Origin of the sequence: uncultured Bradyrhizobium sp., assembly GCF_936943645.1 — a bacterium.
GTDB lineage: Bacteria > Pseudomonadota > Alphaproteobacteria > Rhizobiales > Xanthobacteraceae > Bradyrhizobium.
Genome location: NZ_CAKZJO010000019.1, coordinates 1 through 11236, shown reverse-complemented (window position 1 = coordinate 11236; position 11236 = coordinate 1). Strand labels below are relative to the sequence as shown.

Sequence of the window (11236 nt, the reverse complement as noted above, 5' to 3'; positions counted from 1 at the left end):
TGCTACGCACCGCGCCGCTCGCACCTCAGCATGACGGGTTGAGGCACAATGCTTCACCCCATTCCGCCGCCGTTCATCTTGTCCCGATTACAAATTGTTTCACACCCGCCACACCGGTTCCATGTTCCCGGCTCAATTCGGCCCCGGATAACTCCCTAAAATTTCGGTAAGCGGGTCCCAAGGTAAGGATTTCGCAAGCAATGAAAGTTACCAAAAGGTCAATCCAGAGCGGAGTATTTGAACTGTGAGCGAACCAATGGCTGAGCAGGCTGCCCAGGATAACAGCGTCGTCGAAGCCGGGACGACCGCGCCGCAGGCTGTCGAGGCTGCCGGGATCGACGCGCCGTCGATCGCGCCCGACCACGAGGCGCCGCCCAAGCCGGATCCGGTGAAGGTCGAGCCGCCGAAGCTCGAGGTGCCGAAGGTCGAAGCCAGGGTTGAACCCAAGGCCGAGACCAAGCCCGAGCCGAAGCCCGGCAAGCTCATCGTCATGGCGCCCTCGGATCGTTCGCGGAACGGCTCCTGGGACCGCGAGGATTTCGCCCCGCATGTGAAGGCGGATGAGCCGCGCGAGGCCGGCGGCAAGCGCCGCCTCTCGGCCATGGCCGCGGTGGTGGCGATCGCCGCCAGCGTCGGCGCGATCAGCGGTGCGCTCGCGACCGCCGGCATGATGCATTTCGCCAGCCCGGCCCAGGCGCCGGTGCAGGTCGCCGACACCAGCGCGCTCGATGCTTCGGTGGCGCGGATCGATGCCGATCTCGTCGCGCTGAAGGCCAATGTCGAGCATAGCTCGAAGACCGGCGTCAGCCAGTTCAATCGGGCCAATGACCGCCTCGACAAGCTCGAGAAGGCGCAGGCCGAGCCGATGGCCAGGATCGCAAAGCTGTCCGAGACCGTCGACAAGCTCCGCGCCACGTCGCCCGCCGCTCCCGCGCAGGCTGCAGCGCCCGCGAAGGAGACCACCGGCTCGATTGCGCCTGCCCAGCAGGTTGCGACCGCCGCCGCACCGGCCCCGGTGGCCGCCGCGCCCAAGACCGAGGTTGGCCGTCTGCCGACGATCGAAGGCTGGCGGCTGCGCAACGCCGGCAATGGCGGTGCGCTGATCGAGGGCCGTGACGGCCTCTACGAGGTCTATCCCGGCGATCCCATTCCCGGCGTCGGCCGTGTCGACGCGATCCGCCGCCAGGATGGCCGCTGGGTCGTCGTCACCAGCAAGGGGCTGATCGTCTCGCGCTGAGCGATCGATATCCGGATTTCGAAGAGGCGCTTCACCACCATGTGAAGCGCCTTTTTGCTTGAATAGGCATCCCGCAGCGGTGTTACCTCAGGCATGAACCGCGCGTTGCGAATTCTCATTGCTGCCGCCCTGTTGTTCGGCGGTGCTGCCTCGCTACCGGCCGCGGAGACCGCGCAGCTGACGCGCGGCACGGCCATCACCGATCCCGATCTCTTGCGCAGGCTCGACGAGGGCGACGCTCTCACGATCCCGCGCCTGGTGGCGCCGGAGCGTGAGGCGGGCGGTTCGATGACGACCGACCGGCTGTCCGCGTCGCTGCCGCAGTTGAAGGACATTCCGCCGGCGATCGACGCGGAGTTCGACCGTTACATTGCGCGGCAGAAGGCCGCCTGGCCGACCGAGACGATCGGCGTCGGCGAAGGCTTTGACGTGCAGCTGTTCGATCGGACCAATCTGAAATCCCCCGATACGCGTTTCGTGCTGGCCGGCATCGTCAACCGCATGGACCGTGCTTATGTCGGCGAGGAGTCCTGCGGCGAGATCCGGCTGATCTATCGCCTTGCGCGTTTCGACGGCGGCAAGACGGCGACGCGGCTGCCGATGACGTTCAATCTGGTGATGAAGGCGCGCGATGCACGCCGGGCAGACGCCAACGGCAAGCCGATCACCTGCGCGGAGATTGCACGCCGCTGGCTCGACAACGGCAATTGGCAAGAGCTGATCGGCGCTCGTGACGACGCGATGCTCGACCGCATCGAGACCAACATCCAGATATCGGTCGCCGCGAAATCGGCGCTGCACGACTTCCGCTCCGACTATCTGCTCAAGGTGTTCAAGTACGACGCGGCCACGAAGACGTTCGCGGAAGCGGTGCTGGAGAACCAGATCGACCGCGACCGCATCCTCGCCGACGACGGGCTTCGGCGCGATTTCAAGGCCTGGCTGCTCGCGCCCGAGAATTTGCGCGAGTTCGATCGCGGCACGGTGCTGATCCCGGAAAAATTCCTGGCCAAGGCTGCGGTGGTGCCGACGCCTGCGGGACTCGATGCCTCCGAACTGCAGCCGGAGTTCGGCATGATGCAAGGAGAGGGAAAGGGCGAGGGCAGCGATCAGCTCTTCACCGATCGGGATGTGGTCGGGGCGCTGAAGCAGGCCGCCGCGCACGGGGATCTGCAGAACATCCGCTCGGTGGCGGGCTTCCAGCGCCGTCTCAATGACGTCACCTGCGCCGGCTGCCACCAGACCCGCGGCATCGGCGGCTTCCATTTCCCCGGCGTGGACTGGCTGGCTGACAAGCCGTCCAATTCCACCATCGTGCCGGCTTCGCCGCACTTCCTCGGCGACCAGGTCCGCCGCCGCGACATCCTGACCGCGTTCGCCGCGGGCAAACGTCCTGATTTCTCACGCGGATTTGCCAGCCGGCCGCAGACCCGCGGCAAAAGCGAGCTTGCCGGAAGCGAGTACCAGGACGGCTGGGGCGCGCATTGTTCCTTGGCCGATGCGGGATCGGGAACGCCGGACAGGAGTTTTACGTCATGGACCTGTGCTAACGGTCTCACCTGTCAGGCCGCCGCGGCCTCGCGCCGCATCGGCATGTGCTTCATCAAGACGCGTTAGGATGATTCATGACGGACACCGGCAATGCCAACAAGGCGCGCAATCGCGAGATCGCGCGGAATGAGGAAGCCAAGCAGGTCACCGGCAGCGCGCGCGTGAGCATCTGGGCGATTGCGGTCGCCGTCATCGTCGGCGGGATCCTGTTCACGCTCGGCTGGCTGTCGATGAGGTAGGTCTCTTCGCCTCTCCCCGTGTGCGGGGAGAGGGGAAAGAAGAAATCCTCACTTCGCGTGATTGGTCATCCGCTTGCCCGGCAGCAGCTCATAGGCCGGCTTCCAGCCGGGCAGCGCGGCCATCCGGCCCAGCCAGGCGTGTATGGCGGGATGGCTCGTGGCGAAATCGAAACCGTGCTCGTCGCTGGGATAGTGCAGATAGGCCATCATCGAGATATCGGCGACCGTCGGCTTCGTACCGATCGCGAAGGCATTGTGCTGGAGATGCCCGTCGAGAATGCCGAGAAAATCCTCGAGCCGGCGGCGGAAATGCTTCAGCACCTGCGGGTCGTTCTTCTCGGTGAAGGCGCGCATGAAGCGATAGGTCGCCATGTAGCCGGTGAGCTTGTGGTTGTCCCAGAACAGCCAGCGCAGCAGCTCGAATTTCTCGTCCTCGGTCTCGGCGCCGAAGCGGCCGTATTGCTCGGCGAGCTTGAGCAGCAGCGGCGCGGTCTGCGTCATCTTCACGCCATCGACCTCGAGCACGGGAATCTCGCCCATCTCGTTGACGGCCTTGCGCCACTCCGCCGTGCGCGTGACGCCGCCGCCGAAATCGGTCCAGACCGGCTCGAACGTCTCGCCGCAAAGCGTCAGCATCAGCGCCAGCTTGTAGCTGTTGCCGGACTCGGGGAAGTAGTGCAGGCGGTAGCTGGGCATGGGACCTCGCGGGAGCGGTGTGTTGTCGATTGTTATAGCGAGATCGACCAGCATCGTCATTGCGAGCGCAGCGAAGCAATCCAGAGATGCATCCGCGGTGGGAGTCTGGATTGCTTCGCTACGCTCGCAATGACGGAGGTTGACGCGAGGGCGCGCCTTACCCGACCGCCCCCTTCGATCGCAGCTGCTTGATCGCCGCCTCGTCGTATCCCGCCCCGCGCAAAATCTCGTCACTGTGCTCGCCCACGGCGGGCGGCTTGCGCGGCTGGACCTTCTTGGCGCCGTCGATCCAGATCGGGCTGTTGATGGTGAGCATGGTGTCGTTCTCGAACGGCACCAGCACTTCGTTGTCGAGCATCTGCTTGTCGTTGGGAATGTCGTCCAGAATGGCGACGACGCCGAACACGAGGCCGCTGCCGTCGAGGATCTTGCGCCATTCGGCGAGGTCCCGGGTGGCGAAGGTCTCGTCCAGGATCTTGATCAGCTCCACCGAGCGGGCGTGGCGGTCCGCCTTGGTGGCGAAGCGTGGGTCGTTGATCAGGTCCTCGCGTCCGAGGCATTTGGCCAGCGTCGGGAACTGCTTCTCCTCGTTGAGCAGCGACAGGATCAGCCAGCGGCCGTCCTTGCACTGATAGTGGTTGGCGACCGCGTTCAGCGCGCGCTCGCGCGGGCGGCGCTCGCCGAACTTGGCGCCGCAGAGCTTGGCCTGCGCCAGCACGCTGGCGGCCCAAACCCCGTTCGCCATCAGGTTGGAGGCGACATGCGAGCCCTTGCCGGTCTTCTCGCGCTGATACAGCGCGGTGACGATGGCACCGTAGAACGCCATGGCGCAGGGGTGGTCGCCCATGCCGGCGACCGAGCGGGCCGGGGTGGTGTCGGTGTCGGCGCGGACCAGGTCCATCAGGCCGGAGCGCGCCCAATAGGCGTTGCTGTCGAAACCCGGCTTGTTGGCTTCCTCGCCCTTCTCGCCATAGCCGGTGAAGGAGGCGTAGATCAGCCGGTCGTTGAGATGGGCGAGATGGTCATAGGTGATGCCGAGCTTGGCGCGCACCGGTGGCGGCATGTTGGTGATGAAGACGTCGGCTTCCTCGACCAGCTTGTAGAGCACGGCCTGCGCCTCGGGTTTTGCAAGGTCGAGCGCGATGCTCTTCTTGTTGCGGGCTTCCAGCAGCCAGGCGAAATTGTGCTCGCCGGTGGGATAGCCGGGCAGGTTCGGCAGGTTGCGATAGGGGTCGCCGGCGCCGGGCGGCTCGATCTTGATGACATCGGCGCCGAAATCCGACAGCACGGTCGCGGCCGCGGGTGCTGCGATGAAGCTCGCGCAGTCCAGAACCTTCAGGCCGGCAAAAATGCCCTTATCCATCGCGGCGTCGCTCCCTTGATTCAGTCGTTTCCCGCATGCTGGAATTGGCGCGGGCAGATGATGGGAGCAGTTAGACCGATGTTTTACCGGGATGCAACGGCGCCAGGCGCAGGGCGTTATTCCTCCCCCGCCAGCAGTGCTGCGTTGCCGCCCGCGGCGGCGGTGTTGATGGTCACCGTCTGCTCGGTGGCGAAGCGCGCGAGGTAATGCGGGCCGCCGGCCTTGGGGCCGGTTCCGGACAGGCCGTTGCCGCCGAACGGCTGGACGCCGACCACCGCGCCGATCATGTTGCGGTTGACGTAGATGTTGCCGACCTGGACGCGGTCGATGATGGCCTCAATGGTGTCGTCGATGCGGGAGTGGACGCCGAGGGTGAGGCCGTAGCCGGTGCGTTGGATCGCCTGCAACACGCGCTCGAGGTTTTCGGCGCGGTAGCGCACGACATGCAGGATCGGGCCGAACACCTCCTCGGTGAGTTGGCCGGCCTCCTTGAGCTCGAAGATGTGCGGCGCGACGAAGCAGCCCTCCGGCGCGGTGCCGGCAAAATGCAGCTTCGCCTCGGTCTTCATCCGCGCGACATGCGCATCGAGCCGCTGCTTGGCCTCCTGGTCAATGACAGGGCCGACATGGGTTGCGACATCGGAGGGATCGCCGATCCTCAGCTCGCGCGCCGCGCCCGCGATCATCTCGATCATGCGGTCGGCGACGTCTTCCTGCACGAACAGGAGCCGCAGCGCCGAGCAGCGCTGCCCGGCGGAGCGGAAGGCTGAGGTGACGACATCGTCGGCGACCTGCTCGGGCAGCGCGGTGGCATCGGCGATCATGGCGTTGATGCCGCCCGTCTCCGCGATTAACGGCACGATCGGCCCGTCCTTGGCGGCAAGCGTCCGGTTGATCAAGCGCGCCACCTCGGTCGAGCCGGTGAAGACGACGCCCGCGATGTCCGCATGCGCGGTCAGCACCGCGCCGATGCGACCGTCGCCGGTGACGAGCTGCAGTGCGCTATTGGGGATGCCGGCCTCGTGCAGCAGGGCGACGGCCTCGCGCGCGATGCGCGGCGTCTGCTCGGCGGGCTTTGCCACCACGCAATTGCCGGCCATCAGCGCTGCGGTGACCTGGCCGAGGAAGATTGCCAGGGGAAAATTCCACGGCGAGATCGCCACGAACACACCGCGGCCGCGCAGGCTGAGCACATTGCTCTCGCCGGTCGGGCCTGGCATCGCGGCCTCGCTGCCGAACAGCTTGCGGCCCTGCGCGGCATAGTAGCGGCAGAAGTCGGCGGCTTCGCGCAGCTCCGACAGCGCGTCGTCGAGCGTCTTGCCGCCCTCGGCTTGGAGCAGCGCGATGAAATGGGCGCTGCGGCGCTCCAGCAGATGCGCGGCCTGCTCCAGCGCCGCCGCGCGTGCTCCCGCCGACGTCCGGCTCCAGGCGGCGAAACCGGCACGGCTTGCTGCCACAGCCGCATTGGCCTGCTCCGGCGTTGCATCTGTGATGGGCTTGAGGTCCGCGGCTTCGGCCTTCACGCCGGTCAGCAATTGCTCGAGCGCCACGCGTGCGCCGAACTCGACCCCGCGCGAATTGCGCCGCTCCGGCGCGAACAGATCGTCCGGCAACGGAATTTTGGGATGCGCCGCCGCTTGCGGCCGCACGATCGCATCCGCCGGACGCTGCAACAGCGCGGGCACCGGCACGCGATAATCGGCGGCCTGCGCCACGAAGGAGGAATTGGCGCCGTTCTCCAAAAGGCGCCGCACCAGATAGGCAAGCAGGTCGCGATGGCTGCCGACCGGTGCATAGGTGCGGTAGGCGATGTCAGGATGATCTTTTGCCAATTGCTCGTACAGCGCTTCGCCCATGCCGTGCAGGCGCTGGAACTCGAAGCTGCCGCCATCAGCCGCAAGCTCCAGCACGGTCGCGACCGTCAGCGCGTTGTGGGTGGCGAATTGCGGGAAGATGCGCGGCCGCAAGGCCAGCAGTTTTGACGCGCAGGCGACGAAGTTGAGATCCGTCATCGCCTTGCGCGTGAATACGGGATAGCCGTCCAGCCCGCGCTCCTGCGCGCGCTTGATCTCGGTGTCCCAATAGGCGCCCTTGACGAGGCGCACCATCAGCTTGCGGTCATGCGCGCGGGCGAGTGCATCGACATAGTCGATCACGGCCGCGGCGCGCTTCTGATAGGCCTGGATCGCGAGGCCAAATCCGTCCCAGCCGGCAAGCGACGCATCGGCGAGCGTCGCCGCGATCACGTCGAGCGACAGCTCCAGCCGGTCGGCTTCCTCGGCGTCGACGGTGAAGTTGAGATCATACGCCTTGGCGCGCTGCGCCAGATCCAGCAGCAGCGGCACCAGCTCGGTCAATACGCGGTCGCGGCTGATCGCCTCGAAGCGCGGATGCAGGGCCGAGAGCTTGACCGAGATGCCAGGCCGGTCGGGGAGGGGATTGCTCCCCGCAGCCTTGCCGATGGTCAGAATCGCACTGGCATAGGCATCGAAATAGCGCCTGGCATCCGCCGCCGTGCGCGCGCCTTCGCCGAGCATGTCGAAGGAATAGCGCGGCTTCTGACCGGAGCGCGGCTGACCCCGCTCCAGCGCCTGCTCGATGGTCTCGCCCAGCACGAAATGATTGCCCATCAGCCGCATCGCCTGGCGCGTCGCGGTGCGCACCGCAGGCGCTCCTAACCGCTTCACGAGACGGCCGATGGTGCCGTCGGGCGTCTCGCCGGGCTGGATCACCCGCGCGGACAGGCCGAGTGCCCAGGCCGAGGCATTGACCAGGAACGCCGTGGATTTGGTCTCGTGATGGATGAAGTCGCCCTCGCCGAGCTTGTCCTCGATGAACTGGTCGGCGGTGCGGGCGTCCGGCACGCGCAGCAGCGCTTCCGCCAGCACCATCAGCGCGAGGCCCTCCTTGGTCGAGAGCGCGAACTCCCGCAGCATGTCCTCGACGCCGCCAAGATTCCCTGCGAGCCGGTCGTCGCGCTTGCGGATCGCCTCGATCAGCCGCGTCGCGGTGCGGTCGATCCCCGCCTCCTGCGGCGGGGTGAGGTGCGAGGCCGGCAACAGCTTTGCTGCGATCTCGGCATCGTCAGGGGCGTAGGGGGCGGTGAAAGGCGGCGGGATGTTCGGCATGGCGTGTCCTGTGTCTGAAATCCAGGATAAGGCCCGCGTGACCGTTGTTCGATAGACAATCTAGTCGATTTGCCTTAGGAAATGAAGATTGATAGCAGGTTGGCCGTAGAAGATATGGAACTCGATCGAATCGACCGGAAAATCCTCTCAATTCTGCAGGACGACGGACGAATCGCCAATGTCGAGCTCGCCGAGCGCATCGGGTTGTCGCCGACCTCGATCGGTGAGCGCTTGAAGCGCCTGCAGCGCGAAGGCTTCGTCGAGGGCTATGGCGCGCGGCTCAATCCGCACCGGCTTGGCCTCGGTCTTCTGGTGTTCGTCGAGGTGCTGCTCGACAAGACCACGCCCGACAATTTCGAGCGCTTTGCGCGGGCGGTGAAGCTCGCGCCTGAAGTTCTGGAGTGTCACATGGTTGCCGGCGGCTTCGACTATCTTGTGAAGGCGCGGCTGGCCGACATGGCCGCGTATCGACGCTTTCTCGGCGAGACCCTGCTGTCGATGCCGGGCGTGCGCGAGACGCGGACCTATGCGGTGATGGAAGAGATCAAGCGCGACGCACCGTTGCCGGTGGGCTGACGAAATGCCGTCGCGATTGTCATTGCTGTGGCGTCGAACGAGCGGTTTTCCAGGAAAAATAGCTATCCTCGTGCAGTCGCAACGCCTGTCGTCGAATGCACTGGCCGTCTTCTGAAATTTTCTTGGCCCGCTCCCGGAGATGATCCGGGAGGCCGCAAAAGGCTGGCGGGCTTAGACTTTGAGGTTCTCTGCGGAAGTCTTGCCCCGGTTTGCGATCTCTTCGTATTCCACCGTCTGTCCCTCGTTCAGCGTGGACAAACCGGCCTTCTGCACTGCCGAGATATGCACGAACACATCCTTGCCCCCCGACGCAGGCTGGATAAATCCATAACCCTTCGTCGGGTTGAACCACTTGACCGTACCTTTAGCCATCACGACTTCTCCGCGGGTCTTCCTCCGAGATCTCGAACCGCCAGTCCCCGCCAACCGGCCGGTTCGGTCCTAACAGGATACGCGGAATGTGGCGGGCTTGGTAGCTCAAACCACATCGGCATTTCGCCGAATTCCGCTCAACTTCGCGGCGCTTTTGCCGGTTTTGCCCGTTTCGCGGTCAAATGGCCGGAGTGTGTCGGATCTACTGCGGAGAAAAGATCGACTAGCCGTTCTTCCGTACCCTCCCCTGGAGGGTAGGGGAGGGTAAGCGAGCGCGATGCCGTCCGTCAGTACGTCGCGGCAAGGTAATCGACGATCTTGCCGACATCGGCATCGTCGATCGGCGCGCCATAGACCTTGATCATCTTGGTCACCTCGGCCTGCCAGAAGCCTTTCTTGTCCTTCATCGGCGGCTGCGTCTTGATGTAGTCGGCCGAGTGGCAGGCGCTGCAATTGCCCTTGACCACCTCGAGATCGGGGCCCGGCTTGAACGCTGCGACCTCGTCCGGAAGCTGGTAGTTGACCGGTGCCGCGGTCGCGGCCGTGAGGCCGACGGCGAACGAGACGGCGAGGAGAACGGTGCGCTGCATGATCATTCTCCTTCAGGCCACGCTGACGCGGATGGTCTCGACGACGTTGCGCAAATAACCCGCCGGGTTCCAGCGCGGCGTGTCCGGCTGCGTCTCGCCGCCATTGCCGGTGGCGCGCACCTTGAGCTCGACATTGCCCGCCGCGAGCTTTACCGGCAGCTTCCATTCGCGGAAGGCGTATTTGCCGAGATCCTTGCCGAGCCTGGCGCTGACCCAGCTCTTGCCGCCGTCGGTGGAAACCTGGACCTCCTTGATGCCCTTGCCGCCGTCGAAGGCGATGCCGCGCAACGTCGTGCGGCCGGCCTTCAGTTTGGCACCGTCGGGCACGCTGGTGATGAAGGAGCGGATGGTGAAGCGGTTGATCGGGATCGTTGCCTTCGGCGTGGTGCCGGGCTCGATCGAATTGTCCGGCGTATCGGGGATGCGATAGGCCGACTTCATCCAGAAGCCGTCATAGACATTGTCGACGACGGTGATCTCGTTGAGGTGCTTGACCCAGTAGGTGCCGTAATAGCCGGGCACGATCAGGCGCAGCGGGAAGCCATTGAGGAACGGCAAATCCTCGCCGTTCATGCCATAGGCCAGCATCACCTCGCCGTCACTCGCGTGAGCGATGTCGAGAGCCTTGACGAAGTCGGGCGTCTTGTCGCTGACCGGCCCGTCCATGCCGCCGAAGGTGACCTGCTTGGCGCCGCTCTGCACGCCCGCCATCTCCAGCACCGCCTTCAGCGGCACGCCGCGCCAGCGCGCGCAGCCCATGGCGCCGTTGGCAAGCTGGCCGCCGGCGACGCGCGGCTCGAAGAAGCCGCGGCTGTTGCCGGAGCATTGCGCGACGGCGACGATCTCCGTCGCCTTCATCTTCCGGATGTCCTTCAGCGACAGCTTCAGCGGCTTGTCGACCTTGCCCTTGACCTCGAGCGTGAACTTGTCGGGGTCGAGATTGTAGGGCAGGTCGGAGAGGTGATAGCGCACGAAGAACGCGTTGTTCGGCGTGATCGGGCCGTCGTTGAAGATCGCAAACGGCGTCTCGAGCTGCGGCGGCCGGCTGGTGAGGCCGATCATCGGCCGCTTCTGCGGATATTTCACCAGCGGTCGTTCGCCATTGGCGAATGGGAGCGTGACGGTGTCGAGTGCCAAGGCCCTGGTGGAATGCAGCGTGGCCGCAAGTGCGGCAAAGCCCGCCCCTTTGAGCAGGTCGCGTCGATCGAACATCTGGTCTCCTCCCGGAGCTTTTTCGTTGGATCGCGGTCATCACCGCGACGCCTGCGCTCATCTGTCGCAACGAATGAGATGAAGTCAATTCGTGCTTTCGCAGCAGGCCCATGCCGCTGCGTTGCAACAGGCCGGTGTTGCGTGGACATGCTTGTGAGCCAAGTTCTCACCGCGACGGCGGTGTGCTCCCTCGCCCCGTTCTTACGGGGAGAGGGTTGGGGTGAGCGACTATCTGGATTGTCAAGTTGCATTGGCGTAGGCGGCACGCGCAT

Annotated in this window: 10 protein-coding genes; 4 read left to right on the top strand and 6 right to left on the bottom strand. The window is 65.2% G+C overall.

Features of this window, described 5'->3' with window-relative positions; all coding sequences use genetic code 11:
- The first annotated feature begins 256 nt into the window (after positions 1-256).
- The 3 genes from Q0743_RS02305 to Q0743_RS02295 all read left to right on the top strand — a co-directional run bounded on the left by Q0743_RS02305 (position 257) and on the right by Q0743_RS02295 (position 3027).
- The gene (locus Q0743_RS02305) at positions 257-1237 is read left to right on the top strand and encodes a hypothetical protein (RefSeq protein ID WP_298239977.1); all 981 of its coding nucleotides are present in this window, start codon (positions 257-259) and stop codon (positions 1235-1237) included.
- 93 nt (positions 1238-1330) lie between these two features.
- Complete coding sequence (locus Q0743_RS02300; protein WP_298239976.1) at positions 1331-2854, top strand: hypothetical protein; 1524 nt, start codon at positions 1331-1333, stop codon at positions 2852-2854.
- Between the two features lie 8 nt (positions 2855-2862).
- Positions 2863-3027, top strand: coding sequence for a hypothetical protein (locus tag Q0743_RS02295; protein WP_298239975.1), 165 nt, complete (start codon positions 2863-2865; stop codon positions 3025-3027).
- Between the two features lie 48 nt (positions 3028-3075).
- Here the strand turns inward: Q0743_RS02295 and Q0743_RS02290 are convergent, their stop codons facing one another.
- From Q0743_RS02290 to putA, 3 genes are all read right to left on the bottom strand, one after another.
- Positions 3076-3723 (bottom strand): glutathione S-transferase family protein, encoded by a 648-nt coding sequence (locus Q0743_RS02290; protein WP_298239974.1) that lies wholly within the window; start codon positions 3721-3723, stop codon positions 3076-3078.
- A 157-nt stretch (positions 3724-3880) separates the two neighbouring features.
- Positions 3881-5086 (bottom strand): CoA transferase, encoded by a 1206-nt coding sequence (locus Q0743_RS02285; RefSeq protein WP_298239973.1) that lies wholly within the window; start codon positions 5084-5086, stop codon positions 3881-3883.
- A 116-nt stretch (positions 5087-5202) separates the two neighbouring features.
- Positions 5203-8214, bottom strand: a complete 3012-nt coding sequence (gene putA, locus Q0743_RS02280) for a bifunctional proline dehydrogenase/L-glutamate gamma-semialdehyde dehydrogenase PutA (RefSeq protein WP_298239972.1) — start codon at positions 8212-8214, stop codon at positions 5203-5205.
- A gap of 114 nt (positions 8215-8328) precedes the next feature.
- Between putA and Q0743_RS02275 the strand changes: the two genes are divergently transcribed.
- The gene (locus tag Q0743_RS02275; RefSeq protein ID WP_298239971.1) at positions 8329-8790 is read left to right on the top strand and encodes an Lrp/AsnC ligand binding domain-containing protein; all 462 of its coding nucleotides are present in this window, start codon (positions 8329-8331) and stop codon (positions 8788-8790) included.
- A 171-nt stretch (positions 8791-8961) separates the two neighbouring features.
- On the opposite strand, the gene Q0743_RS02270 is transcribed toward Q0743_RS02275, so the two are convergent.
- The 3 genes from Q0743_RS02270 to Q0743_RS02260 all read right to left on the bottom strand — a co-directional run bounded on the left by Q0743_RS02270 (position 8962) and on the right by Q0743_RS02260 (position 10964).
- A complete protein-coding gene (locus Q0743_RS02270; protein WP_008563500.1) occupies positions 8962-9162 on the bottom strand; it encodes a cold-shock protein in 201 nt (66 codons plus the stop codon).
- A gap of 287 nt (positions 9163-9449) precedes the next feature.
- Positions 9450-9752 (bottom strand): cytochrome c, encoded by a 303-nt coding sequence (locus tag Q0743_RS02265; protein WP_298239970.1) that lies wholly within the window; start codon positions 9750-9752, stop codon positions 9450-9452.
- A gap of 12 nt (positions 9753-9764) precedes the next feature.
- The gene (locus Q0743_RS02260; protein ID WP_298239969.1) at positions 9765-10964 is read right to left on the bottom strand and encodes a molybdopterin-dependent oxidoreductase; all 1200 of its coding nucleotides are present in this window, start codon (positions 10962-10964) and stop codon (positions 9765-9767) included.
- Positions 10965-11236 lie beyond the last annotated feature (272 nt).

Bases quoted from the DNA above. Each gene is read 5' to 3' on its own strand.
- Q0743_RS02300 (WP_298239976.1), top strand. From the start codon at position 1,331: ATGAACCGCGCGTTGCGAATTCTCATTGCTGCCGCCCTGTTGTTCGGC.
- Q0743_RS02270 (WP_008563500.1), bottom strand. From the start codon at position 9,162: ATGGCTAAAGGTACGGTCAAGTGGTTCAACCCGACGAAGGGTTATGGA.
- Q0743_RS02295 (WP_298239975.1), top strand. From the start codon at position 2,863: ATGACGGACACCGGCAATGCCAACAAGGCGCGCAATCGCGAGATCGCG.
- Q0743_RS02265 (WP_298239970.1), bottom strand. From the start codon at position 9,752: ATGCAGCGCACCGTTCTCCTCGCCGTCTCGTTCGCCGTCGGCCTCACG.
- Q0743_RS02260 (WP_298239969.1), bottom strand. From the start codon at position 10,964: ATGTTCGATCGACGCGACCTGCTCAAAGGGGCGGGCTTTGCCGCACTT.
- Q0743_RS02275 (WP_298239971.1), top strand. From the start codon at position 8,329: ATGGAACTCGATCGAATCGACCGGAAAATCCTCTCAATTCTGCAGGAC.
- Q0743_RS02290 (WP_298239974.1), bottom strand. From the start codon at position 3,723: ATGCCCAGCTACCGCCTGCACTACTTCCCCGAGTCCGGCAACAGCTAC.
- Q0743_RS02305 (WP_298239977.1), top strand. From the start codon at position 257: ATGGCTGAGCAGGCTGCCCAGGATAACAGCGTCGTCGAAGCCGGGACG.
- putA (WP_298239972.1), bottom strand. From the start codon at position 8,214: ATGCCGAACATCCCGCCGCCTTTCACCGCCCCCTACGCCCCTGACGAT.
- Q0743_RS02285 (WP_298239973.1), bottom strand. From the start codon at position 5,086: ATGGATAAGGGCATTTTTGCCGGCCTGAAGGTTCTGGACTGCGCGAGC.